The sequence below is a fragment of the Yersinia sp. Marseille-Q3913 genome (assembly GCF_963892745.1).
Lineage (GTDB): Bacteria > Pseudomonadota > Gammaproteobacteria > Enterobacterales > Enterobacteriaceae > Yersinia > Yersinia bercovieri.
Genome location: NZ_CAWQAF010000003.1, coordinates 1 through 25,572 on the forward strand (window position 1 = coordinate 1; position 25,572 = coordinate 25,572).

Genomic DNA, 25,572 nt, shown 5'->3' on the forward strand with positions numbered 1-25,572 from the left:
TTGATGCCTTTTTCTGGTGTGGCGGTGGCCACAGCTTCAGGGGCAACACTATTTTCCGCAGCGGCATCATCCTCAACAGGTAAAATGTGTTCGGATGGACTCACTTCGGACATCAGGTTTTGATCATCGACCACTTTTTGATCCGGCAGGATCTTCTGCCTGATCGTCAGCCAGGTGTGCAGCAATGGCTGATAAACCCGATTACTTTTCCTTCTCCTGGGCGCGATTCTGCCCATGGTGACCTCTCTTCAACGGCGTAAAACGACATAAAAAATAATATGGTGGTGGATCTTAAAGTCTTCTAAGTATATACCCTTCCTACCTAAAATTGCCGCGTTGCTAACTGTCTGATGGCAAAAGGCAGAAGATTATAATACCTAAAAGGGGTATTTCCCGTTAGCCTGCTGTCATTGTTTCTTTTTCTACGACAAAAGTCATCATTCACCACGCAAGATTTTACCGCGCTCCCCTGCTGCTGTTATGCTTGCGGCTTCGACATAAATAAGCGACTAAAGGAAAATCCATGACAACCCCTTCTTTTGATAGCGTTGAAGCGCAAGCGAGCTACGGAATTGGTTTACAAATCGGGCAGCAATTGCAAGAGTCCGGGCTGGAAGGTTTATTGCCAGAAGCACTGTTGGCAGGTTTGCGTGACGCGATGGAAGGGAATACACCGACTGTCCCTGTTGATGTGATACATCGCGCGTTACAAGAAGTGCACGAAAAGGCTGATAAAGTGCGTGTTGAGCGCCAGCAAGCACTGGTAGAAGAGGGGAAAACCTTCCTGGAAGAGAATGCCAAGCGTGATGACGTCACCACCACTGAATCTGGCTTGCAGTTCTCTGTGTTGCAGGCTGGCGACGGCCCAATCCCATCTCGTCAGGACCGTGTTCGTGTGCACTACACTGGCCGTTTGGTTGACGGTACGGTATTTGATAGCTCTGTTGAGCGCGGTCAGCCAGCAGAGTTTCCGGTCAGTGGCGTTATCCCCGGCTGGATCGAGGCGCTGTCCATGATGCCTGTTGGCGCTAAATGGAAGTTATATATCCCCCACAATCTGGCCTATGGCGAACGTGGCGCGGGTGCAACTATTCCACCATTTAGCGCATTGATGTTTGAAGTCGAGCTGCTGGAAATTCTGTAATTTTTATATTTTCCAGATGCAGTGTTATGACAAAGGGCGACGTGATGTCGCCCTTTGGCTGTTTATTTGCTGTGATAATCAATGCCCGCTAAATCATTCACCCTTTAGCGCACGAGGGAACAGCAAATTATTTTCCAGATGAATATGTTCCATTAGATCAGTCATGAATTCATTGATGCCAGTGTAAAGCGCGCGCCAGGTATTGCAGGCACCTTCTGGCGGGGTCACATTTTGCGTCAGCTGTTTTACCACTTCCAACTGTTGTCCAACCGCATCGTGTTCAGCTTCCATCACAAATATCGGGCCGCCCGCCTGAGAGCCCATACCACGCTGGATCATTGGGAACAGGATCTGCTCCTCTTTGTACATATGCTGGGTTAGCTCTTCTAAAATAGCGGTGAGTTCTGCCGCTAATCCACGTGGACATGCCGGCTTCTCGCCATGTACCCGTTCAACTTTCTCCGCCATCAGAATCAATTCCGGTAACTGCTCGCGATGGCGGTTATGGTAGCGGCTGATAATGAAATCAATGAGGTTTGTCAGCGGCTGCTGTTGCCAATCTTCAGATGATTGCGGCTCAGCTTGTAATGCACTCAGCTGTGCTTCCAGCTCATCAATATCCAACTCTAATTTATTCGCCGCGCGTAATAGTGTTTGCTTACCCCCGCAACAGAAATCGAGTTGATAATGACGAAATAGCTTTGTAGCCCGTGGAATGGCGATAGCCAGCGCACCCAGAGATTGATTGCGGTAATCCATAATGACACCTCATTGAGTAATTAAATATCTATAAGATGTATAATAAATACATGTTATATATTGTGATATAACCATAAAGAGGTATAAAGGAAACCACAGCACCCGGTAGAGCGCTGTGGCCAGAGATTATTTATGCTGTAAATCGAGTCGATAAACTTCAAAGCCAATCTCATCAGTACCCTGTGCTGTCATTGGATACTGCGCTTTTTGTTTAATAAATTCAGCGGCTTTGGTGCCTGGCGAGGTTTCAAAGCGGATATCCAGTGGCTGTTTGCTCTCCAACGTTGCCAGACGCCAGTTATTATCAGCTTGTGGGGTCACCTGCCCATGTTTTTTGGTTTCAGCGCTGATATAGGCAGACAGCACGGCTCGGTTTTCATCTGGTGACGCGAAAGCAATGTGACTATCACCCGTGCCAGCAAACTTACCGCTGTAAGCACGGTAATTATTGGTGGCGATCAGGAACCTGGCTTTGGGATCGATAGGTTTGCCATTAAACGTCAGATTTTTAATACGCTCGGCTTTATCGTTGATCAGCGCACATTCACCGTCATAGCGTGCCGGTTGGCTGACATCGATCTCATATTTAACTCCATCAATGACATCGAAATTATAGCTGCGGAAGCCATCCCAATTGATTAGTGATTGCGGCTTACTGCTGTTCACATCAATTTGATTGAATTGCGCCGCAGAGCACTCTAGCCACTGTTTCACTTCGGCACCACTGGCTTTCACCACCACCAGCGTATTCGGGTAAAGGTAGAGATCAGCGGCATTGCGGAAGGTCAGCTCCCCTTTTTCGACTTCGACAAAACTGGCGGGATCATTTTTGCGGCCACCGGCTTTAAACGGCGCAGCGGCAGAGAGCACCGGCAGTCCGGCCAAATCAGGATCGCCCTGGATAAAGTGCTCGGTATAGGCGCGCTGGGCATTATTCACGATCTGCACCGTTGGATCATCTTGGATCAATGCCAAATAGCTGTACATATTATCTGACGCTTTGCCGATCGGCTGGCTAACAAAATCCCGCGTCCCCTGATGGTCTGCCGCCAGCACTTTGACCAAATCCGCATTTTCTGCGGCTAGCGATTTTTGCGCGGTTTTATCGTAAATAGGGCGAGCTTCTGCTTTGGCCTGAGTCACCTGCCACTGGCCCTGGTCGTTATTCAACACAAAATCGACCACCCCCAGATGGTCACCCCACTGGCCCGGCATCACCGCCGGAACACCGTTTAAGGTGCCCTGCGCGATATCTGCCCCTTTAATGGCGGCAAAATCTTTGCTTGGGAAAACGGCATGGGCATGGCCGAACATGATGGCGTCAATGCCCGGCACTTGGCTGAGATAATAAACCGAATTCTCAGCCATGGTTTTATACGGATCGCTGGAGAGACCAGAGTGCGGGATTGCCACCACCAAATCTGCCCCTTGCTTGCGCATCTCTGGCACCCATTTTTTAGCGGTTTCGGTGATGTCGTTGACGGTGACTTTGCCGCTGAGGTTCGCTTTGTCCCAAATCATCACCTGCGGAGGCACAAAACCAATATAGCCGATGCGCAGGTTATGGGTTTTTCCCTCACGATCTTTTACTGGCGTGTCGACAATCAAATAGGGCTGGAATAGCGGCTTACCACTCTTAACATCAATCACATTGGCATTCACATAGGGGAATTTGGCACCCGCCAGTGATTTTTTCAGGTAGTCCAAACCGTAGTTAAACTCGTGATTACCGATGTTACCCACCGCATAATTCAGTGTATTCATCGCCTTATAAACAGGATGAATCTCACCGGCTTTCAATCCCTTAGCGGCCATATAGTCGCCAAGCGGGCTGCCCTGAATAAGATCGCCGTTATCCACCAGTACACTGTTGGTCGCCTGCTGGCGAGCCGCCTCAATCAGACTTGCAGTACGCACCAGGCCGAACTTCTCGGTAGGTTTATCTTTGTAGTAATCGAAATCCATCATGTTGCTATGCAGGTCGGTGGTTTCCAGAACGCGCAAATCAACGGTGGCGGCCTGTGCCGTGGCCACCGACACGGATGTCGCGACAGCAATCAGGCTGGCAAGCAGGGATAACGTCAGGGGACGCTTGATCATGGCTTTCTCCATTAAGAACTATTAGACGTGTATCGCAAAAGAACATGTAACTTTAAATAATTGCTAAAGCAAAGTGTGAAGTTTGGCAGAAAGTAGCAGCGGATACCGCGCAGAAGTTCACAGTTGTAGCAGGTTAATGCCACTGATTTTATAAGCAGTTTTCTTGCGAATATGGCTATTTAGCAGGAATATTATTAGTCTGCAGGGGGTGGATAAGTCTTGAGATGATTAATGCTTTACGTTCTAAAATGAATATAAGACCAGTGAACAGTTCCAGGAGCCACTATCGATAACGTGTATTCTGACTATCAATATTCAATACCAAGGGGTGGATGATGTTAGAGCAAATTTGCCAGTTAGCCCGCGAAGCAGGCGTGGCGATTATGGCGGTCTATCAGGGTGATAAGCCCCTTGATGTGGCCCATAAAAAAGATGATTCACCGGTGACTGCGGCTGATCTCGCGGCTCACCAGATTATCAAAGCCGGATTAGCCACATTGACCCCTGATATTCCGCTGCTGTCTGAAGAGGACCCGCCGGCTTGGGAGGTGCGTCAGCATTGGCAGCGCTATTGGCTGGTTGATCCGCTGGATGGCACCAAAGAGTTTCTGAATCGCAATGGCGAGTTTACCGTCAATATCGCATTGATTGATAAGGGTGAGCCGGTACTGGGCGTGGTGTACACCCCGGTGACTGAGGTGATGTACAGTGCCGAAAATGGTCAGGCCTGGAAAGAGGAGGGTGGGCGGCGTATGCAGATTCAGGTGCGTGATGCACTGCCGCCGCTGGTGGTCGTGAGTCGCTCCCACAGCGATGCTGAACTGGAGGATTATCTGGCGCAACTGGGCGAACATCAGACAGTATCGGTCGGTTCGTCACTCAAGTTTTGTTTGGTGGCAGAAGGGAGGGCCCAGCTCTATCCTCGCTTTGGGCCAACAAATGTGTGGGACACCGCGGCGGGACATGCCATTGCCCTTGCTGCCGGAGCACAGGTTCACGATTGGCAGGGTAAACCGCTCTCTTATATCCCACGTGAATCATTCCTGAACCCCGGCTTTAGAGTGTCGCTATTCTAATCTATTGCTTAACCAACTGGTGCAGGTGGTCGATGACCTGCTGCACCTCTTCTGGTGTCAGTGCGCCATCTTTGACAAAATTCACATTCCCTTGCTGATCCAGCACCACGATGGTGGAGCCTTTATCCGCTAAGGCCCATGCCTTTTTGACATTGCCGTTGCTGTCGACCACAAACTGCGACCAAGGGAATTCGCGTTTATTGCTTTCAATGCTATTACGCACAAACATGGCGGTGCCAATAATGGCGTCATCAGTATTGACGATTGTCGTCGTTTGGTAATGTTCGTGTGGCAGATTAGCGTGCTTGATGGCTTCCACTAAGGGCGCATTCAGCTCTTTTGCTGAGGTCCGCCCAGCGATATGTTGGATGACTCGCACTTTGCCGGGCAGCTGCGAGCTATTCCAGTTTTTATAGCTAAACTGATCAGTAGCCTTATCGTAATTCAGTTCGCCTTTATCGCTGACACCAACCGGTGGCACACGTTGGTTGTTTTGAATGGAATGGGCGCTGACCAGTAGCGGTGTGAATAGTAGCGACAGTATCAGCAGGCTATTTTTTATCATGTAATGTCCTTGGGGATCTTATGGGTAGACTCGACTTATCCCTGAATACAGGCTACAGGTAAGTTTTCCAATCATAGGTGCTGATCAGTGGTCTGTCCTGTCAGTTGAAAAAAATTATTTCCGACAGTAACTAGATGGTTATTCTGTTAATAAGTCTCATTTTATCTATCTGATACTGTAATTTTATGTAAACCCAGCATCAATGACTGAATATGGGGGAACTTAAGCCCATACTCTAGGTCTATTACTCTGCAATTATCTTACGCTACCTGTGATCTTGGTCGCTAATGCGCCAGAGGGTGTGTATTGGTGTTATGGAGGAAAGTAAAACAATGAGGATCTTCTCACGCTACAACCCGGCAAAAGTCGCGATGTATGTTAAAACGTTATTCCGTGGCCGTCTGTACATCAAGGATATGGGGGCTTTTGAGTTTGATAAAGGCAAGATTTTAATCCCGAAAGTTAGGGATAAACGCCACTTTGAAGTGATGTCGGAAGTGAATCGGCAAGTGATGCGTTTGCAGTCTGAAATGGGCTGACACCCACTTAATTGAAGTGACGGTGTTGTTAGCAGCACAGGTGCTGTCTAGCTGTCACTCTAATGACTTTGGGTATGACACTACTCTGAACAAAATTAATTGCGGCCCCTATATTGGGGCCGCTAATGTTTTACCGGGTAACTCAAGCAGTAGATTTATGCATCACTGCTTTCGTGCGGGGCTTTTGGCAGTATGGGCGCGGGTAGGTCGCTGAGTTTGGTCACCAGTAGCTGATCGATTTTGTAGCTATCGATATCCACCACTTCAAACTTGTAGCCAGCATATTTGACGAAATCAGTGCGTTTTGGAATTTTGCGCAGCATATACATCATAAAGCCGCCGATGGTTTCATAATTACCCGATTGCGGGAATTCATCAATATGCAGTACGCGCATGACATCTTCAATTGGGGTGCCCCCCTCAATCAACCATGAGCTTTCATCACGGGCGACAATCTGTTCTTCCTGCCCTTGCCCCACCAAATCTCCCATCAGCGTGGTCATCACGTCATTCAGGGTAATTATCCCAACCACCAATGCATATTCGTTGAGAATAACGGCAAAATCTTCACCGGCAGTTTTAAAGCTCTCAAGCGCCTCAGAGAGTGTCAGGGTGTCCGGGACAATCAGTGCTGAGCGAATTTGCACTCCACTGCTCAATACCAGACTCTGATTGCCCAATACCCGGTTCAGCAAGTCTTTGGAGTCAACATAGCCCACTACCTGATCGATATGACCATCGCAGACTAAGAATTTTGAGTGTGGATGGGTGGAAATCTTCTCTTTTATGCTGTCTTCGCTCTCCCGCAGATCAAAATAGATCACACTTTCGCGCGAGGTCATGGAGGAGGGAACTGTGCGTGACTCCAACTCGAAAACGTTTTCAATCAGCTCGTGCTCTTGCTTGCGTAACACGCCGGCCAATGCACCAGCCTCTACCACGGCATAGATATCATCTGATGTGATGTCATCATTACGAACCATTGGCAGCTTAAATAGACGGAAGATCAGATTCGCCATCCCATTGAAGAACCAAACTAATGGGCGACAAATCATCAGGCAGAAGCGCATCGGGTTGACGATCCGAACGGCAACCGCTTCAGGCGAAATCATACCGATGCGTTTCGGGGTTAAGTCGGCAAACAGAATAAATAAGCTGGTGACCAGAACGAATGAGCAAATAAAGCTGACCTGGTCGGCAAGTTCAGGTGACATAAAGCGTTCAAACACCACTCTGAAAGAGGGCGAGAACGCAGCATCACCGACGATACCCCCGAGGATGGCCACGGCATTCAAGCCAATTTGCACCACGGTGAAGAAAATTCCCGGTGTTTCCTGCAATTTAAGGACCCGTGTGGCGTTGATATCGCCATCATCGGCCAGAAGTTTTAACTTAATTTTGCGCGAAGCGGCCAATGAAATCTCTGATAACGAGAAAAAGGCGCTCACCGCAATTAAAAAAAGAATCAGTAAAATACTGTTTAACATAATCTATCCGTGTCGTACCGACGATGCGCCGGCGATCGTAAGGAAGGGCGATACTGCTTAATTGGGTTAATTCAATTGGTGCAATGTTGTATTCAAGATAATGGTAGAAAACCGCTTTCGGGCTGAGTGAACAGCCCGAAAAGAGTATAGCAGCAGCGATAAGAGCGCCGCCAGCCTTACAAATTGGGTGGCATACAAACACCAATACCACCCAGCCCACAATATCCATGTGGATTCTTATACAAATATTGCTGATGGTCATCCTCGGCATAGTAAAACGGCAGGGCAACGGCAATCTCACTGGTAATCGCACGATGATCACCGGCTTGCGCCATCGCTTGCTGGAACTGGGTTTTGCTCTCGTTAGCTTGTGTTTCCTGCTCAGGAGCCAAAACGTAAATTGCTGAACGATATTGTGTGCCAATATCACCCCCCTGGCGCATTCCCTGAGCCGGATCGTGATTTTCCCAGAAGATCTGCAATAGCTGTTTATAGCTGATGATGGCGGGATCAAAGACCACACGAACCACCTCTGCATGGGCAGTGCGGCCGCTGCAAACCTCATGATAGGTGGGGTTCGGCGTATAGCCACCGCTGTAACCGGCTGCGGTGCTATAGACCCCCGATTGTTGCCAGAACAGGCGTTCGACACCCCAGAAGCAGCCCATGGCGAAGATGGCCACTTCCATCCCCTCAGGAATATGAGTCATTGAGTGACCATTCACCACATGGAGAGTTGCGACCGGCATTGGCGTCAGTCGTCCCGGCAAAGCATTTGCCGCATCAATGACGGCAGATTTATCAAAATTTTGCACCAAAATAGTCTCCAATGTGTACAGTGAATCCTAAGTTTACAGTAAATTACTAACAAGATGTTTACAGTGAATGGCGATAGACAGTTGTATCTGATTACGAGTTTGCACACAATAAGAGCCATCCTGCGATAATGTAGCGGTTTAAAGTGGAATTTTAGGCATAACGCGCTTAAATCTGGCTTTAAGTGCGGGATGATTGTGTCAGTGATGAAACGTCCGTGAGATGGTTTTTTACAGGAAAGTATACCCAACAGGTTTCAATATGCGGGAAGGGCGCGCGAAGGCAGCCGGCCACCGACAACCTGAAACACGAAGGGAATAAAATTAATTAGGAGCGCGCGTGCCACGATACCCAATCTTGTGTTTTTTGTGCGTATTGCTCGCCACACCTCTCGCCTATGCTGCCAATGTGCGGTTGCAGGTTGAAGGTCTTAGCGGGGATTTAGAGAGAAACGTCAGGGCACGTTTATCCACAATTGGGACTGATGAAGTCACCGCCGATGGTCGTTTCCGCTCGCGGGTGGATGAGGCTATTCGTCAGGGGCTGCGCGCTTTAGGCTATTACGACCCCACTATCACCTTTGATTTACAAGAGCGCCCAGCGCCTGCTCGTTCTATTTTAATTGCCAAAGTGGTTCCCGGCGAACCGGTATTGATTGCCGGTGTTGATATCGTCTTGCAAGGCGGGGCGAAAACCGACCCCGACTATCTGGCACTGGTGCGCCGCGATACCCCAAAAATAGGCTCGGTCCTCAATCATGGCGATTTTGATAATTTCAAAAGTTCGCTGACCGGTTTGGCACTGCGCCGTGGTTACTTCGACGCCAATATGATCAAAAGCCAGTTGGGTGTTGCCGCCGAGCTGCGCAAAGCATTCTGGGATATCGATTTCGACAGTGGAGAGCGCTACCGCTTTGGCAAAGTTGTCTTCCAGGGATCGCAAATCCGCGAGGATTTCCTGCAAAATTTAGTGCCTTTTCATGAGGGTGAATACTATACCTCTGATGAGCTGGCTGAGCTAAACCGCCGTCTGGCGGCGACTAACTGGTTTAACTCGGTGGTGGTCTCACCTGATTTCCGTGATGCGCGAAAAACCAAAATCCTGCCACTTGATGCGGTTGTCACCCCGCGAACAGAAAATACCATCGAACTGGGGGGCGGCTATGCCACTGATGTGGGGCCACGCCTGACCGGCAGTTGGCGCAAACCATGGATGAACTCCTACGGGCACAGTCTGACCACCAGTACCACACTCTCCGCACCTGAGCAAACACTGGATTTCAGCTATCGTATTCCGCTGCTGAAGAGCCCGCTCGAACAGTATTACCTGCTACAGGGCGGGTTTAAGCGCACTGACCTCAATGACACCAACTCTGATACCACCACGCTGAACGTGGCTCGATTCTGGGATCTCTCCAGTGGTTGGAAGCGCTCGGTTAACCTGCGTTGGAGTCTGGATCACTTTACCCAAGGTAGTGTCACCGACACCACCATGCTGCTCTATCCGGGGGTGAGTATTAGCCGTACCCGCCAGCGGGGCGGGGCGATGCCAGTCTGGGGGGATAGCCAAAATTATTCCATTGACTGGTCTGATACCACATGGGGGTCTGATGTCGATTTCGGCATATTCCAGGCGCAAAACGTCTGGATTCGTACCCTGGGCGAGAAAAACCGCTTTGTGGTGCGCGGTAATTTGGGCTGGATCGAAACCAATAATTTTGACCGTGTGCCCCCCTCACTGCGCTTCTTCGCTGGGGGTGACCGCAGTATTCGTGGCTATAAATTCCGAGATATCTCACCACGCGACAGTGAAGGCAAACTGACCGGTGCCTCTAAATTGGCCACCGGTACACTCGAATATCAATATAACGTGACGGGCCGCTGGTGGGGCGCGGTATTCGTCGATTCAGGTGAAGCCGTTAATGACATTCGCAAGAGTGATTTCAAAACCGGTGCCGGGGTGGGGGTACGTTGGGCCTCTCCGGTCGGCCCGATCAAGCTGGATATCGCCAAACCTATTGGTGACAACACCGCACATGGCGTGCAATTTTACATCGGTTTGGGGCCTGAACTATGAGGTGGATAAAGAGACTTAGCATCGCATTTTTGCTCATTATCCTGCTGTTGGTGGGGGCGCTGGCGGGTCTGCTTGGCACCACCAGTGGTTTGCATTTGCTGATTAACAGCGCTGCGCGTTGGGTGCCGGGCCTGGATATTGCCAGTGTCAGCGGCGGCTGGCGTGATCTCACCCTAAAAGGTGTTCAGTACCAAATGCCGGGTGTCACCGTGCAAGTGGGCCAATTTCATCTCTCATTGCAGCTATCTTGCCTCAAGCGTAGCGAGCTATGCGTCAATGCCCTGACCGCGCAAGATGTAGATGTGGTGGTCGATACCAAAGCCCTGCCTCCTGCGGCAGAAACACCGGCTAGCACTGAGCCGATGGGTGAGCTGAGTACCCCGTATCCCATCACTTTGCGCATGTTGTCGCTGAATAATGTCAAAGTCGCCATTGATGACACCGCGATTTCGTTGGATGAATTCCGCACTGGCGCGCACTGGCAGCAGCGCGCGCTCAACTTAATGCCAACTAAAATCAGTGGGTTATTGATTGCATTGCCGAAAACGGTGCCCGCCATTGTCCCTGATGCTGCCAAACCGGCGGTTGAAACCGCCATTGCGGTAAAAGAAGCGGTTGAGCAGCAAGCGGCACCCCCTGCCCCTACCGCGCCGGAGACCCCGCTCGGTGAAAGCTTAAAAGCCTTATTTGCCAAACCGTTATTACCAGAGCTGCCGGACTTCCGGTTGCCACTGGATTTGCAGATTAAATCGATCAGCGGGCAGCAGCTTAGGCTGACGGGTGATACCGATGTGCTGATCAGTAGTCTTTTGTTGCAAGCCAGCACTCAGGATCAGCGCATCACACTGGATATGCTGGAGATTAAGTCGCCACAGGGCGGGCTGTCAGCCCAAGGTGAGGCGACACTGGCCGATAAGTGGCCGCTGAGTATGGTGGTCAACAGCACCTTGAACGTGGAGCCACTGAAAGGCGAAAAAATGAAGCTGACCCTCGGTGGCGCATTACGCGAGCAACTCAAAGTGGCGCTGAATTTATCTGGCCCGGTGAGTGCGCAATTGGATGCGCAGACCTCACTGGCACAGGCGGGTTTGCCATTGGCGTTAACCCTGCAAAGCAAGCAACTGCGCTGGCCGCTGACGGATGAATCTGAGTATCAAATCGATAATCTCAGAATGCGTCTCAATGGGCAGGCGACAGATTACGCACTCTCGATCCGCACTGATTTGAAAGGCACCGACTTGCCGCCTGCGGTATTGACGTTCGATGGCAAAGGGAATGTCGAGCAATTCAATTTGACACGTCTACGTCTGGCGGCGCTGCAAGGCAACACTGACCTGACCGGTGTGGTGGACTGGAGCAAGGCGGTGAGTTGGAACTCGGTATTGACCCTGTCGGGCATTAACACCGCGAAACAGTGGCCGGAGTGGCCAGCAAAACTGAATGGCAAGATTGTAACGCGCGGCAGTATCCACGGCGGCAGCTGGCAGTTACAGGTGCCAGAGCTGACGCTAGACGGCAATGTAAAACAAAACCGGGTGACGGCACGTGGTTCATTGACGGGGAATGCGGCGGGTCAGTGGCATATTCCGGGCATCAATCTGGCATTGGGCCGTAACAAGCTGGATGTGAGAGGTGATCTTAACGATCAATGGCAGCTTGATGCCAATATTGATGCACCACAGCTGGACGGGGCACTGCCTGGATTGGCCGGTGTGGTGAAAGGGACGTTGAGATTACGCGGCAACCTTAAAGCGCCGCAACTGCTGGCGGATCTCACCGCCAACCGCCTGCAATGGCAAGAGTTGAGCATCAATCGAGTGAGGATTGAGGGGGACGTTCGTTCGACAGATCAAATTCAGGGCCAGCTCGCCATCAGGGTTGAGCAGCTCAAGCAAGCTGATTTAGTGGTCGGCCTATTGACGCTGGATGCCCGTGGCAGTGAACAACAGCATCAGTTGCGGCTGAATATGCAGGGTGGGCCGGTCTCCGGTCAACTGGCGTTGGAGGGTAGCTTTGACCGTCAGCAAGAGCGCTGGCGCGGCACCCTCAACAATACGCGCTTCGATACACCGGTAGGTGAATGGCGTTTAAGTCGTGCCATCGCCCTGGATTACCAAAATACTTTACAGCGGGTCACTATCGGGCCGCATTGCTGGCTTAATCCGAATGCGGAACTTTGTGTTCCAAGGGCTATTGAAGCTGGCCCTAGCGGGCAGGCGAGTGTGGTGCTTAATCGCTTTGATTTAGCCATGATAAAACCTTTCCTCGGCCCGGATACCACCATGAGCGGGGTGTTCACTGGGCGGGCGGATGTCAGTTGGAAAGCGGGTGGTAGCCTGCCGGATGTGCGGGTATCACTCAGTGGTAACGGCGTCAAAGTGCAGCAAGTGGTGCAGGGTAATCCGCTGCCCATCGCATTTGAAACTTTGAATCTAAATGGCGGGTTGGCCAATGGGCAAGTGCGGGCCGACTGGCTTATCAAGCTGGTGAATAACGGCCAGTTCTCCGGGCAGGTGCAGGTCGCAGACCCGGAAGGGCGGCGTAATTTATCCGGTAACATTGCTATCAGCAATATCTCACTGGCAATGATTAATCCGATTCTCAGTGATGGTGAAAAAGCCGCTGGCCTACTAAATGCCAATCTACGCCTGGGGGGCAATGCCAAAAGTCCGTTAGTTTTCGGTCGCTTAGCGCTGGATAATGTGGATGTCGATGGCAGTTGGATGCCATTTGATATTACCGAAGGGCGGCTGGCGATGAACTTCGACGGCATGACCTCAACCTTGGATGGCTTGATTCGTACTTCTCAGGGGCAGCTCAATCTATCCGGCGATGCCGATTGGCGTGATATCAATGCCTGGCGCGCCCGCATCGCGGCAAAAGGCAACAAATTGCGTGTCACTATCCCACCGATGGTGCGAATAGATGTCTCTCCAGACATTGTTTTTGAAGCCACGCCGCAGCTGTTTACTCTTAATGGTTCGGTGGATATCCCGTGGGCGCGTATCACGGTGCAGGAAGTGCCTGAAACGGCGGTTGGCGTCTCATCAGACGAAGTGATGCTCAATAACGATCTGCAGCCAATTTCGCCACGTTCGACCAGCATCCCTATCAACAGTAATCTGGTTATTCGGGTCGGTAATGATGTTCGTCTGAATGCCTTTGGCCTGAAAGCCCGCTTGCAGGGCGATTTGAAAATGGTTCAAGATCAGCGCGGATTAGGTTTGAACGGGCAAATTAACATCCCATCCGGTAGCTTCCGGGCTTATGGACAGGATTTGATCGTCAATAAAGGGGTATTGCTGTTCTCCGGCCCGCCGGATCAGCCGTTGCTTAATATTGAAGCCATACGAAATCCTGATGCGACCGCTAACGGTGTGACCGCTGGCGTGAGGGTGACAGGGATGGCGGACTCGCCACGGCTGGAGATATTCTCAGATCCTGCGATGTCACAGCAAGAGGCGCTATCTTACCTGCTACGTGGGCAGGGGCTGGGTAATTCAGGGGCCGACAGCGGCCTGATGACCTCAATGCTGGTCGGCATGGGGGTTGCGCAAAGTGGTAAGCTTGTGGGTAAAATCGGCGAGGCATTTGGTGTCAGCAACCTGGCACTGGACACTCAGGGGGTTGGCGATAGCTCGCAAGTGGTTGTGAGCGGTTATGTCACCAAGGACCTGCAAGTAAAATATGGTGTGGGTATATTTGACTCGCTGGCAACGTTAACATTACGTTATCGGTTGATGCCAAGGTTGTATCTGGAAGCGGTGTCTGGTATTGATCAGGCATTAGATGTGCTTTATCAGTTTGAGTTCTAACAATGCGAATTATTGTCTACGGTAGTTTACGACGCAAACAAGGTAATAGTCATTGGATGACGGACGCTCAGTTGTTGGGCGAACATGATCTCGAAGGCTATGAAATGTACAATTTAGGTCACTATCCGGCGGTTATCCCCGGAGACGGCACTGTGCATTGTGAAGTTTATCGAATTAACTCGTCGATTATGAATGAGTTAGATGAGCTTAAAAGTAATACCAAAGATTATCGGCGTGAATTGATTCAGACGCCTTATGGCAGTGCGTGGATATATCTTTATCGTTTACCGATCGAAGGGGTGCCACGTATCTACAGTGGCGATTGGCTTAAACGCCATGAAGAAAGTGATAAACCGTAACTTTTGATTGTAACCAATACGAGTTTGAAATAAAAAAACACCGCCCAGATGAGCGGTGTTTTTTTTCGACTAAACAAAGAGTTACTTCTTCGCGCGTTCGAAAGAAGACAAGATCTCGGCTTTAGCCGCTGCGGTATCTTCCCAACCGTCAACTTTTACCCACTTGCCAGTTTCCAGATCTTTGTAATGCTCAAAGAAGTGCTTAATCTGCGCTTTCAGCAGTTCTGGCAGGTCTTGCACGTCTTTAACGTGATCGTATTCTTTGGTCAGTTTGCTGTGCGGAACAGCCACCAACTTGGCATCTTCACCCGCTTCATCAGTCATTTTCAACACGCCAACTGGGCGGCAACGAATAACGGCACCAGGCTGCAACGGATAAGGTGTTGGCACCAGCACATCAACCGGGTCCCCATCTAATGACAAGGTGTTGTTGATGTAGCCGTAGTTGCATGGGTAGAACATGGCGGTAGACATGAAACGGTCTACGAACAGAGATCCAGTCTCTTTATCGATCTCATATTTGATCGGGTCAGCGTTAGCAGGGATTTCGATCACAACATAAATATCTTCTGGCAGGTCTTTACCTGCGGGTACGTCGTTCAAGCTCATGTCGGTTTCCTTTTATCAAACCAGAAATGGAGTGCTGGCTATTATAGCCAAGTCTTATGTGAATTCCCGCCCTTTTCACTGCTATACCACGGTGAGATTGCCTGAATCAGGGCCATTTCATTGAGATAAAATCCCGTCATTAGCTAAATGCATCTATTTTAAGCTGTTTTTCCGGTGATTGTTCAAGCCGACTCATGTATAGCCGATAACTTAATCAAACAATAAGAGAGTCCGCTGTACTGCTAACGCTTTGTAATCTTAACCATTTGCACACAACCGGAAAAAAACCGATGTTAAAAAAGATTACCATTAAGAGTGGGCTTATTGCCCAGTTATGCCTTATGTCATTGATTCTATTAGTTGTCAGTGTAATCGGAATTAATTCAATTCAGGAAAGCTCACGCTCATTGCAAATCATCAATCAAATTCAGGGGGAGGAATTAGGGTCTTTGTCGAATAGCTTCACTGCCACATTGAGCGCCAGAACTGAAGCGGCACTGGCGATCCATCAACTAGAAATTGGTTTGATTGATGAGTCGTTACAAACTGCAAAGCAGGCAGAAGGCTCACTGGCATTATCGCAAAAAGAGATGGCCCGTTTTGTTAGCGCGGTATCTGAGCGGGGAGATGGACAGAAACTGGCGACTAACATTCAAAAAAGCTATAAAAATTATGTTGATAAAGGCGTGTTACCTATGCTTGCTGCCATCAAGGCGGGTTATGCAGACGAGTATTACGAGGTGCTGGAAAAGAGTATCACTGATATCAGCAAAGTTTTTAATAATGACGTTGCGACCTTTCGCAGCTATGCACTGGATGCCGGCCAACTGCAAATCGATCAAGCTAACAGTGCTGCCAAAATCAAGTTGGCAATTATTGTTGCAGCGGGTGTGATCACTTTGATCTCCGCAGTGCTTGCATGGTTTGCACTCAAATACATTATTTTGCAGCCCTTGGAGCAATCAATTCATCAGCTGGAATTTATAGCCTCTGGCGATTTGACCCACAATATCAACAGTGAGGGCAATACGGAACTGGCGCGGCTAGCCAAAGCGTTACAGGTCATGCAGCAATCGCTGGTGGAGTCAGTGAGCAATGTACGCGATGTTGGGGGACAGATCGGTATCGGTTCGCGGGAGTTGGCAGCAGGTAACACTCATTTGGCGGAACGTACCGAAGAGTCGGCATCTTCACTGGAGCAAACGGCGGCCAGCATGGAGCAGTTGACCTCGACGGTAAAAATGAATGCTGAAAACTCCGATCAGGCGAATCGTTTGGCGATGAGTGTATCGGACATTGCCAATAAAGGCAGTGAAGCCGTCAGCCATGTGGTTGATAAGATGCAGGCGATTACCTCCAGTTCACGGCGTATTTCCGACATCATTGCCGTGATTGACGGTATTGCATTTCAGACCAATATTCTGGCGCTGAATGCCGCGGTTGAAGCCGCCAGAGCCGGTGAGCAGGGGCGGGGTTTTGCTGTGGTCGCCGGCGAAGTCCGTAATTTGGCCCAGCGCAGTGCGCAATCAGCCAAAGAGATCAAAGATCTGATTGTGGAATCACAAAATAGAGTGCGGGAAGGTGCAGACATGGCGGGATCTGCGGGTAAAACCATGCATGAGATCGCCAGTGAAGTCAGTCGGGTGACGGCATTGATGCGCGAAATATCAGCCGCAAGTTATGAGCAAAGTAGTGGGATTGAGCAGGTGAATGTAGCTATCGCGCAAATGGATCAGGTTGCCCAGCAGAACGCGACATTGGTTGAACAAGCTGCGGCAGCAACGCGCTCATTAGAAGAGCAAGCTGATGCATTAGCAGCCAGCATGGCGGTATTTAAGTTGCAAGGGGATAAATTGGCGATTAAAGCATAAAAAAACAGCGGCTTAGGGCCGCTGCTTTCTGTCGCCAACGGCTAATTACTTAGCTTCTTCATCCGGGAATTTGGCAATAAAGCCTTCCGCGTCTTCAACCATGGATTTAGTACCCACGAAGAACGGCGCGCGCTGATGCAGTTTCTCCGGCACGATATCCAGAATGCGGTTAACCCCATCCGTTGCTTTACCACCGGCTTGTTCCGCCAGGAACGCCATTGGGTTGCATTCGTACAGCAAACGCAGTTTCCCTTGTGGGTGGCTGGCGGTGCTTGGGTAAATATAGATGCCGCCTTTCAATAGGTTACGGTGGAAGTCCGCTACCAATGACCCAATATAGCGCGAAGTGTATGGGCGCTGGGTGGCCTCATCCTGCTCCTGGCAATATTTGATATATTTCTTCACACCTAGTGGGAATTTAATGTAGTTCCCTTCGTTGATGGAGTACATGCAACCGGTTGCGGGATAACGCACTTTTTCGCCGGATAAACAGAAAACGCCCAGCGATGGATCATAAGTGAAAGTATGAACACCATAACCGGTGGTATACACCAACATGGTTGAAGAGCCGTAGACCACATAACCTGCCGCCACCTGTTTGGTGCCAGGTTGCAAGAAGTCAGCTTCAGTAATTGGTGTGCCAAATGGGGTGATGCGACGATAGATAGAGAAAATAGTACCGACGGACACATTCACGTCAATATTTGATGATCCATCCAGCGGATCCATCAGAACCACATATTTGGCATTTTCTGCCCGCCCACCATCAAAGATAACAATGTCATCTTCTTCTTCAGAGGCGATACCGGCAACTTCACCGCGTGCTTTTAGGGCCGCTTTCAATTTTTCATTGGCAAACAGATCCAGTTTCATCTGGTCTTCGCCCTGAATATTGGAAACACCGCTGGCACCTAAAATATCAACTAAACCTGCTTTGTTGATATCACGATGAATAATCTTTGCGCCGAGTTTGATTGCTGAAAGTAATGCAGTTAATTCGCCGGTGGCGTGAGAGAAGTCTAGCTGTTTCTCAACGATGAATTCGCCTAACGTTTTCATGACTCAATCCCTGGATCTACGGTTAAATATCGATTTATTAACGAACAACTCACCTGATGGCAGCAGTGTAGCCCAAAGATAAGAATGATTCATAGGCAATTCCATTTCTTCTCTTTGATTCTGAGCGGTAGAATAGCTGCAAACTCGAAGCTTATTAATACGGAAAATTTATGCGCATTCACATATTAGGTATCTGCGGCACTTTTATGGGCGGTCTGGCAATGCTTGCTCGTTCATTAGGTCACGAAGTGACGGGAGCGGATGCTAACGTGTATCCACCGATGAGCACACTGCTGGAGAATCAAGGAATTGACTTGATCCAGGGATACTCTCCGGCTCAACTGAATCCCGCCCCGGATTTGGTGATAGTCGGTAATGCCATGACCCGTGGTAACCCTTGTGTCGAGGCCGTATTAGAGCAAGGTATTCCTTATGTTTCGGGGCCACAATGGCTACATGACCATGTGTTGCCAGAGCGCTGGGTATTGGCGATTGCCGGCACTCATGGCAAAACCACCACGGCCGGAATGGTTACCTGGATATTGGAAGCCTGCGGCTATGAGCCAGGTTTTGTGATTGGCGGCGTGCCGGGCAATTTCGATGTCTCAGCCCGTTTAGGCAACAGCCCATTCTTTGTTATTGAAGCTGATGAATATGATTGTGCCTTCTTTGATAAGCGCTCTAAATTTGTTCACTACAGTCCAAGAACACTGGTGATGAATAATCTTGAGTTCGATCATGCTGATATCTTTGATGATCTTAAGGCGATTCAGAAGCAATTCCACCATCTGGTGCGTTTAGTTCCGGGTAAAGGCAAAATCATCGTGCCAGATAATGATAATCATCTGAAGCAAGTGATGGCGATGGGGTGCTGGAGTGAGCAAGAGTTGGTGGGTGAAACGGGCAGCTGGTCTGCACGTAAAGTTTCTACCGATGCCAGTGTTTATGAAGTGTTTCTCGACAATGAATTAGTGGGCGAGGTCAGTTGGTCACTGGTGGGTGAACACAATATGCATAACGGCCTGATGGCCATCGCCGCCGCCCGTCATGTGGGTGTCTTGCCAGCAGATGCTTGCCGGGTTCTGGGTGATTTTATTAATGCCCGCCGCCGCCTGGAGCTGCGCGGCGAAGCCCATGGTGTCACGGTCTATGATGATTTTGCTCATCATCCAACCGCCATACTCGCTACTTTGGCGGCACTGCGCAGTAAAGTCGGTGGCACCGCACGGATTCTGGCGGTTTTAGAGCCGCGTTCTAACACCATGAAATTGGGGTTATGTAAGAACGAGCTGGCACCTTCATTGGGTCGTGCGGATGAAGTGTTCCTGTTCCAACCGCAGCATATTCCCTGGCAAGTGGTGGAAGTGGCGGAAGCCTGTATTCAGCCGGCGCATTGGAGTGCTGATATCGATACGCTAGTCGATATGATTGTGAAAACAGCCCAACCCGGTGATCACATCTTGGTGATGAGTAATGGCGGCTTTGGTGGTATTCATGACAAGCTATTGAGTTCACTGAGTAAAAAAGCAGAGTTAGAAGCTGAGTCTCAGGATTAGACAGGACAAAAAAAGCCCCCGCATAGCGGGGGTAAAAGGGTTCGTCGGATAGACGACAAGGGATTATTCTGCTGCTGCGGTGCTCACTGGGTTCACCGGTTCAATTAATACTCTATTCAGTCGATTTAAAATTAATTTTCTCTCTATTTTCAACCGATTGAATCAACCATCAAACTCGAAAGTATGCCCCTCGAACGGGGCATAGAATTTCATTCTTAGCACATATTCTTATTTGTAAGCTTTAGCCGTAGCGTGCCAGTTATTTTCTTCACGCACTTCGATGACTTTATAAGCTTTAGCGCCCATTGCATCTGCTTTATCAGACAGTGCCTGACGGATATCAGAAGGTGCGCCATTAAGGCCACTGACGGTAATGGTGCCAATTGGCTGCATGTTAGCGGCTTGAGAATCATTGATGGAATCAGCTGCAAACACACCAAATGACAGTGCAGATAGAACGCTCATGGTTGCGATAGTCGTTTTAATATTCATCTTATTGCCTCTATTTATTCTTTTATCACTTCAAAGGAAGTGTGATTTACGTCACGAAAATGAGTATACATCTAGTAACTGAGAATATTAATAGCGCACTAATAATATTTAACGTCACTTTATCGGTGGTTACTACTTTTTAAGAACGAAATGGAATAAAAAATGGCTAAAAAACAGCAGATTTTAGTTAAAAGCTAACATTTTCAAATGGATAAGTGTTTTTGACTAAAAGTGCGAATTAATATGGTGAATTTGACCATGAAGAGATAAAAAGCAGTGTTATCTTGAGGTTTTAAAATAATTAGGCAGTGAGATGCCCTATTTGATTGTGAGAGTTTAAGATGAGGAGTTAGGGACGATAGGCGTTAAATAGCAACAATGCGGCACATAGGGCCGCATCTATACACACCAGATATTAAAGAGTGGTATTAAAGCTCTTGATCGAATAGCCCGAGGATGGCTTCATGCAGCTGCTTAACGGTAAAACCTCTGGCTGGTGTAGTGAAGATAGTATCATCACCGGCAATACTCCCCAGAATACCTTCAGCCTTGCCTAATGAGTCCAGCAGGCGGGCGATCAGTTGGGCCGCACCTGGGCTGGTATTAATCACAACCACTGAATCATTATAATCAACATCTAGTACCAGGTTCTTTAGCGGGCTGCTGGTTGTCGGTACGCCTAACTCTGCGGGTAGGCAGTAAACCATCTCCATTTTTGCATTACGCGTCCTGACTGCGCCGAACTTGGTCAACATGCGTGAAACTTTGGATTGGTTAATATTTTCAAAACCTTCTTCCTGCAAGGCCAAAACGATCTCACCTTGAGAACTGAATTTCTCTTCTTTCAATAACGCTTTGAACGCCTTGATAAGATCTTCTTGTTTTGCGGGATTACGCATTTGTTATGCCCTGAGTAGTCAACAGTGAATAGGATTATTATGCATATAAATGAATTTTTATTCAACATGACTCTGGAGTATTGGTGATAAAAGCATTGATATCAAGCAATGGCGAAATTTTAACATCACCATACTGTTACGATTATGCTAAATCATCACTTATTGAGATTTAGTTTAAGTAAGCAAAATGTTATTAAAATGATGTTGTTTTGATGTTGCGGAAGGGTGTAATGTAACCGCGGATTAACCTGTCATGAATACTCCAGTAAATTTTAGAATAATGTGCGCTATATCATTAACGAATAAGCGATTTAATCTAAAATACATAAGCCCTATGCGCCTTTTTGATGCGTGATATCTCAATCTGACTGTTAATAGATTGTGTTTAAAATTACAATAAATTAAGGTGCGTAACTAGATGAATTCACGGCAAATTTAAATTAAATATAACAAGGAGTATAGGATGAAAGTTGCAGTTCTCGGTGCCGCTGGTGGTATCGGCCAGGCCCTCGCTCTTCTTCTCAAGACCCAGCTTCCTTCAGGTTCAGATCTCTCTTTATATGACATCGCGCCAGTAACCCCTGGTGTTGCGGTTGATCTGAGCCATATCCCGACCTCTGTTAATATCAAAGGCTTCAGCGGCGAAGATGCTACCCCAGCACTGCAAGGGGCAGATATTGTTCTGATTTCTGCTGGTGTTGCTCGTAAACCCGGCATGGATCGTTCAGATCTGTTCAATGTTAATGCCGGTATCGTTCGTAATCTGGTTGAGCAAATTGCACGTACTTGCCCTAATGCTTTAATTGGTATCATTACCAACCCAGTTAACACGACGGTCGCGATCGCCGCGGAAGTGCTGAAAAAAGCCGGTGTTTACGACAAAAATAAATTATTTGGTATTACGACACTGGATACCATTCGCTCTAACACCTTCGTTGCTGAATTAAAAGGTAAGCAGCCTCAGGATATCGAAGTGCCCGTTATCGGCGGTCACTCTGGGGTTACCATCCTGCCATTGCTGTCACAAATTCCAGGCGTTAGCTTTACAGAGCAGGAAGTTGCCTCTCTGACTAAGCGCATTCAGAACGCAGGGACTGAAGTTGTTGAAGCAAAAGCCGGTGGCGGGTCAGCGACACTCTCTATGGGGCAGGCTGCGGCACGTTTTGGCCTTTCTCTGGTTCGTGCTCTGCAAGGCGAAAGCAATGTAGTTGAGTGCTCTTACGTTGAAGGTGATGGCAAGTATGCCCGCTTCTTTGCTCAACCAATCTTGTTGGGTAAAAACGGCGTTGCAGAACGTAAAGACATCGGCAAACTGAGTGCTTTTGAGCAGCAAGCGCTGGAAAGTATGCTTGATGTATTGCACCAAGATATCGAGTTGGGCGAAAAGTTCGTCAATAACTAATATACCTTTTTACATGGCGTTGCAGAGGTGCAAACGATCCCATTCACCATTGAGCTAGCTTATTGGGGTTTGTTCGTTTACCACCTTATTGCAACGCCACTGACTTTAGGTATATGTGTGGAGGCAGGGGTAGCTCTACCCTTAAAATGACATTATCAACCGCCGAAGCAACTCATCGGCGGTTTTTTTATGGCTTGCCGTATCCTCACTTTTCGATCGAGAAGGGCTCCTGTTTTGGAATCAAAATAGCGTGTTGGCCAGATTTCGGAAGGATGAATGTTCAGACATTCTGCAATCAACCATTCCCCTTTTGGCCAGGGGCGAGTCAATGCATTGGCAAGTGTGGATGAACTTAATCCCGCTTTGCGAGAAAGTGCGGCCAGAGTTGTGCCTTCTTTACGTAGTGCAGCAATGATGTCGGCTGGGTGCCAATCAGATTTCCTTAAAATCATCTTTAATCCTTTTTTTTTCTAAGCAGCTGACGCGTTAGTGATATAAATAACGGTACATTGTTAATCGGAACGTGAACACAAAGTGACCATTTAGAAAGATCATATCATTTATTTTCCCAAAAATTTTAAATGTTTTCTAAATATTCCTTTTTTGTGTCACAACGCATATTAGGAAGCAACGCCATGAAAAAAGAGTGGTTTGCCGCTAAGGAATTGGCAGGTCTTGAGGGGTTACCGTCATCACCACAAGGAGTAAACCTCATGGCTAAACGTGAGGGATGGGAGCAGCGTCGCCGTCGTGGTGTTCAGGGAAAGGCGGTGGAATATCATGTTGAAAGTTTGCCCAGCACGATACTGAATTCATTACAACTCAGGGAAGAACCAGCGCAATATACGCCGGTACGGCAAGATCCAGTGAATATATGGATAGAAGCCTATTACCAACTCACAGAAGCTGAACGTGCACAGGTCATCGCATTTTTGCTGCGTGAAGGAATTGGGGCGTTAATGAAACGCTTGGTTTGAGAATAAAAAGGTGTCAGTGCGGGAGTAAAAAGAAACTCGGGCAGCAATGCCCAGAGTTTCTAGATAGTTTCTTAAAATGCGCGCTGTACAGCAATATGTGCCAGCCCTTCTAGTGCTAGTCGATATTCACTCTCTGGCAGGATCTGTAATGCGGCAATGGCTTTATCTGCCTCTTCTTCGGCGCGCTGGCGAGTGTAGTCCAGTGAGCCACACTGCTGCATTGCGGCCAACACGGGCTCGAGTAGATGGCGGCCATTCCCCTGTTCAATGGCTTGTCGAATCATTGTTTCTTGCTCTGGAGTGCCATTACGCATCGCATGTAGCAATGGGAGTGTCGGCTTACCTTCGTTCAGATCATCACCGGTATTTTTACCCAAGGTGGTGCCATCAGAGCTGTAATCCAGCAGATCATCAATCAACTGGAAAGCGGTCCCCAGATAGCGGCCATAATTCTGCAATGCCAACTCCTGCTCTTCACTGGCATCCGCCAATACAGCCGCTGATTGTGAGGCGGCTTCGAACAAGCGAGCTGTTTTGCTGTAAATAACCTGCATATAATTTTCTTCAGTGATATCAGGATTATTACAGTTCATTAACTGCAACACTTCACCTTCAGCAATGACATTCGTCGCTTCTGACATCAATGTAAGAACACGCAGTGACTCCAGACTCGTCATCATCTGGAATGAGCGGGTATAGATATAGTCACCCACCAATACGCTGGCAGCATTACCAAATGCCGCGTTTGCTGTAGCCTTGCCACGGCGCATGTCGGACTCATCAACCACATCATCATGCAGCAGTGTTGCTGTGTGGATAAATTCAATCAATGCTGCGACAGTGATATGCTTACAGCCCTGATAGTGCAAAGCTCGAGCGACCAACACGACGATCATGGGGCGGATTCGTTTTCCACCGCCACTGATGATGTAATGGCCCAATTGATTGATAAGGACAACATCAGAGTTCAATTGCTCGAGAATTGTTGTGTTTACTGCCGCCATATCTGGCGCGGTTAACTCGATAATCTTTTCTAGGTTCATTGTTATATTCAGCTGTTTTTCTCTTTAACTGCGATGAGATTACCGCCCACATTATTACATGACGTTCCCTGAGACCATGATTGTACTTGAAAAATCCAGCAAATAAACGAGATGTAAGAAACTGTGCTTTTTTTCTTCTCTTGTGCTGATTATATACTTGTCATTCACTACGTTTTTGCGTAGAATTCGCGCCCTATTGTGAATATTTATAGTGCGCTCTGGACTACAAAAGTGGAGTGTGCGGAAAGCGGAGTTTTATATGTACGCGGTTTTCCAAAGTGGTGGTAAACAACACCGAGTAAGCGAAGGTCAGACCATTCGCCTGGAAAAGCTGGACATCGCAACTGGTGAAACTGTTGAGTTTGACCAAGTTCTGATGATTGCTAACGGTGAAGAAATCAATATCGGCGCTCCTTTAGTCGATGGTGGCAAGATCAAAGCTGAAGTGGTAGCTCACGGTCGTGGCGAGAAGATTAAGATTGTTAAATTCCGTCGTCGTAAGCATTACCGTAAGCAGCAAGGTCATCGTCAGTGGTTCACTGATGTTAAAATCACCGGCATCAGCGCTTAAGATTTAGGAGAGCGGACAAATGGCACATAAAAAGGCTGGTGGCTCGACCCGTAACGGTCGTGACTCCGAAAGTAAACGTCTTGGCGTAAAACGTTTTGGCGGCGAAGCAGTATTGGCAGGCAGCATCATCGTTCGTCAGCGTGGAACTAAATTCCACCCAGGCACCAACGTAGGTTGCGGTAAAGACCATACTCTGTTTGCTTTGTCTGACGGTAAAGTCAAGTTCGAAATTAAAGGCCCGAAAAACCGTAAGTTTATCAGCATCGAAGCTGAATAAGTCTTTCGCGTCTTGCAAATAGATATAAGCCCTGCAATTTTGTTGCGGGGCTTTTTACATTTCTGGCTCCTCCCACCCGG

23 protein-coding genes and 1 pseudogene are annotated in these 25,572 nt (G+C 48.6%); 12 read left to right on the forward strand and 12 right to left on the reverse strand.

Annotated features, from left to right (window positions below; all coding sequences use genetic code 11):
• Positions 1-236 (reverse strand): annotated as a pseudogene (locus AACW11_RS01420) (lysine transporter LysM); the annotation flags it as partial.
• 287 nt (positions 237-523) lie between these two features.
• Here AACW11_RS01420 and AACW11_RS01425 point away from each other — a divergent pair.
• Positions 524-1,144: a peptidylprolyl isomerase gene (locus tag AACW11_RS01425; protein WP_005272644.1), complete on the forward strand. Its 621-nt coding sequence runs from the start codon at positions 524-526 to the stop codon at positions 1,142-1,144.
• Positions 1,145-1,237: 93 nt separating this feature from the next.
• On the opposite strand, the gene ytfE is transcribed toward AACW11_RS01425, so the two are convergent.
• Complete coding sequence (ytfE, locus tag AACW11_RS01430; protein WP_212585660.1) at positions 1,238-1,903, reverse strand: iron-sulfur cluster repair protein YtfE; 666 nt, start codon at positions 1,901-1,903, stop codon at positions 1,238-1,240.
• Between the two features lie 126 nt (positions 1,904-2,029).
• Positions 2,030-4,015 (reverse strand): bifunctional 2',3'-cyclic-nucleotide 2'-phosphodiesterase/3'-nucleotidase, encoded by a 1,986-nt coding sequence (locus AACW11_RS01435; protein WP_212585661.1) that lies wholly within the window; start codon positions 4,013-4,015, stop codon positions 2,030-2,032.
• A gap of 323 nt (positions 4,016-4,338) precedes the next feature.
• Between AACW11_RS01435 and cysQ the strand changes: the two genes are divergently transcribed.
• Positions 4,339-5,079, forward strand: coding sequence for a 3'(2'),5'-bisphosphate nucleotidase CysQ (cysQ, locus tag AACW11_RS01440; protein WP_032897153.1), 741 nt, complete (start codon positions 4,339-4,341; stop codon positions 5,077-5,079).
• 1 nt (position 5,080) lies between these two features.
• Here cysQ and AACW11_RS01445 read toward each other — a convergent pair whose 3' ends face one another.
• Positions 5,081-5,644 carry a YtfJ family protein gene (locus AACW11_RS01445; RefSeq protein ID WP_005272640.1) on the reverse strand — a complete coding sequence of 188 codons (564 nt, stop codon included), beginning with the start codon at positions 5,642-5,644 and terminating at the stop codon, positions 5,081-5,083.
• 332 nt (positions 5,645-5,976) lie between these two features.
• Between AACW11_RS01445 and AACW11_RS01450 the strand changes: the two genes are divergently transcribed.
• Positions 5,977-6,183: a DUF1107 domain-containing protein gene (locus AACW11_RS01450; RefSeq protein WP_212585662.1), complete on the forward strand. Its 207-nt coding sequence runs from the start codon at positions 5,977-5,979 to the stop codon at positions 6,181-6,183.
• Between the two features lie 155 nt (positions 6,184-6,338).
• Here the strand turns inward: AACW11_RS01450 and AACW11_RS01455 are convergent, their stop codons facing one another.
• On the reverse strand, positions 6,339-7,670 hold the full coding sequence (locus AACW11_RS01455) for a hemolysin family protein (RefSeq protein WP_212585663.1): 1,332 nt from the start codon (positions 7,668-7,670) through the stop codon (positions 6,339-6,341).
• Between the two features lie 176 nt (positions 7,671-7,846).
• Positions 7,847-8,485 (reverse strand): peptide-methionine (S)-S-oxide reductase MsrA, encoded by a 639-nt coding sequence (gene msrA / locus AACW11_RS01460; protein ID WP_212585664.1) that lies wholly within the window; start codon positions 8,483-8,485, stop codon positions 7,847-7,849.
• Between the two features lie 340 nt (positions 8,486-8,825).
• Between msrA and tamA the strand changes: the two genes are divergently transcribed.
• Genes tamA through AACW11_RS01475 form a run of 3 tightly spaced genes read left to right on the forward strand, consistent with a single transcriptional unit; the run spans position 8,826 to position 14,736 of the window.
• Positions 8,826-10,562 carry an autotransporter assembly complex protein TamA gene (gene tamA / locus AACW11_RS01465; protein ID WP_212585665.1) on the forward strand — a complete coding sequence of 579 codons (1,737 nt, stop codon included), beginning with the start codon at positions 8,826-8,828 and terminating at the stop codon, positions 10,560-10,562.
• The gene (gene tamB, locus AACW11_RS01470; RefSeq protein ID WP_212585666.1) at positions 10,559-14,377 is read left to right on the forward strand and encodes an autotransporter assembly complex protein TamB; all 3,819 of its coding nucleotides are present in this window, start codon (positions 10,559-10,561) and stop codon (positions 14,375-14,377) included. Before tamA ends, tamB begins: the two co-directional genes overlap by 4 nt.
• A gap of 2 nt (positions 14,378-14,379) precedes the next feature.
• Positions 14,380-14,736, forward strand: a complete 357-nt coding sequence (locus AACW11_RS01475; protein ID WP_032897138.1) for a gamma-glutamylcyclotransferase family protein — start codon at positions 14,380-14,382, stop codon at positions 14,734-14,736.
• Positions 14,737-14,817: 81 nt separating this feature from the next.
• Here AACW11_RS01475 and ppa read toward each other — a convergent pair whose 3' ends face one another.
• A complete protein-coding gene (gene ppa / locus AACW11_RS01480) occupies positions 14,818-15,345 on the reverse strand; it encodes an inorganic diphosphatase (RefSeq protein WP_212585667.1) in 528 nt (175 codons plus the stop codon).
• A 290-nt stretch (positions 15,346-15,635) separates the two neighbouring features.
• Here ppa and AACW11_RS01485 point away from each other — a divergent pair, with 290 nt between their 5' ends.
• A complete protein-coding gene (locus tag AACW11_RS01485) occupies positions 15,636-17,216 on the forward strand; it encodes a methyl-accepting chemotaxis protein (protein WP_212585668.1) in 1,581 nt (526 codons plus the stop codon).
• Positions 17,217-17,261: 45 nt separating this feature from the next.
• Here AACW11_RS01485 and fbp read toward each other — a convergent pair whose 3' ends face one another.
• The gene (fbp, locus tag AACW11_RS01490; protein WP_004875434.1) at positions 17,262-18,275 is read right to left on the reverse strand and encodes a class 1 fructose-bisphosphatase; all 1,014 of its coding nucleotides are present in this window, start codon (positions 18,273-18,275) and stop codon (positions 17,262-17,264) included.
• 170 nt (positions 18,276-18,445) lie between these two features.
• Here fbp and mpl point away from each other — a divergent pair, with 170 nt between their 5' ends.
• Positions 18,446-19,831 (forward strand): UDP-N-acetylmuramate:L-alanyl-gamma-D-glutamyl-meso-diaminopimelate ligase, encoded by a 1,386-nt coding sequence (gene mpl, locus AACW11_RS01495; RefSeq protein ID WP_212585669.1) that lies wholly within the window; start codon positions 18,446-18,448, stop codon positions 19,829-19,831.
• Positions 19,832-20,059: 228 nt separating this feature from the next.
• Here mpl and yhcN read toward each other — a convergent pair whose 3' ends face one another.
• Both yhcN and argR read right to left on the reverse strand, forming a co-directional pair.
• Positions 20,060-20,323 (reverse strand): peroxide/acid stress response protein YhcN, encoded by a 264-nt coding sequence (yhcN, locus tag AACW11_RS01500; protein WP_212585670.1) that lies wholly within the window; start codon positions 20,321-20,323, stop codon positions 20,060-20,062.
• 428 nt (positions 20,324-20,751) lie between these two features.
• Positions 20,752-21,222: a transcriptional regulator ArgR gene (gene argR, locus AACW11_RS01505; RefSeq protein WP_004875431.1), complete on the reverse strand. Its 471-nt coding sequence runs from the start codon at positions 21,220-21,222 to the stop codon at positions 20,752-20,754.
• Between the two features lie 463 nt (positions 21,223-21,685).
• On the opposite strand from argR, the gene mdh reads away from it, so the two are divergent.
• Positions 21,686-22,624: a malate dehydrogenase gene (mdh, locus tag AACW11_RS01510; RefSeq protein ID WP_212585671.1), complete on the forward strand. Its 939-nt coding sequence runs from the start codon at positions 21,686-21,688 to the stop codon at positions 22,622-22,624.
• 155 nt (positions 22,625-22,779) lie between these two features.
• On the opposite strand, the gene AACW11_RS01515 is transcribed toward mdh, so the two are convergent.
• Entirely contained in the window at positions 22,780-23,076 is a 297-nt protein-coding gene (locus AACW11_RS01515; RefSeq protein ID WP_212585672.1) for a helix-turn-helix domain-containing protein, read from the reverse strand.
• Positions 23,077-23,259: 183 nt separating this feature from the next.
• Here AACW11_RS01515 and AACW11_RS01520 point away from each other — a divergent pair, with 183 nt between their 5' ends.
• The gene (locus AACW11_RS01520; RefSeq protein ID WP_212585673.1) at positions 23,260-23,601 is read left to right on the forward strand and encodes a DNA-binding protein; all 342 of its coding nucleotides are present in this window, start codon (positions 23,260-23,262) and stop codon (positions 23,599-23,601) included.
• A gap of 71 nt (positions 23,602-23,672) precedes the next feature.
• Here the strand turns inward: AACW11_RS01520 and ispB are convergent, their stop codons facing one another.
• On the reverse strand, positions 23,673-24,644 hold the full coding sequence (gene ispB / locus AACW11_RS01525; RefSeq protein ID WP_212585674.1) for an octaprenyl diphosphate synthase: 972 nt from the start codon (positions 24,642-24,644) through the stop codon (positions 23,673-23,675).
• 259 nt (positions 24,645-24,903) lie between these two features.
• Between ispB and rplU the strand changes: the two genes are divergently transcribed.
• Together rplU and rpmA are read left to right on the forward strand one after the other, a co-directional pair.
• Positions 24,904-25,215: a 50S ribosomal protein L21 gene (gene rplU, locus AACW11_RS01530; protein WP_004707048.1), complete on the forward strand. Its 312-nt coding sequence runs from the start codon at positions 24,904-24,906 to the stop codon at positions 25,213-25,215.
• A 19-nt stretch (positions 25,216-25,234) separates the two neighbouring features.
• Positions 25,235-25,492, forward strand: a complete 258-nt coding sequence (gene rpmA / locus AACW11_RS01535; RefSeq protein ID WP_005272614.1) for a 50S ribosomal protein L27 — start codon at positions 25,235-25,237, stop codon at positions 25,490-25,492.
• Positions 25,493-25,572: the final 80 nt, after the last annotated feature.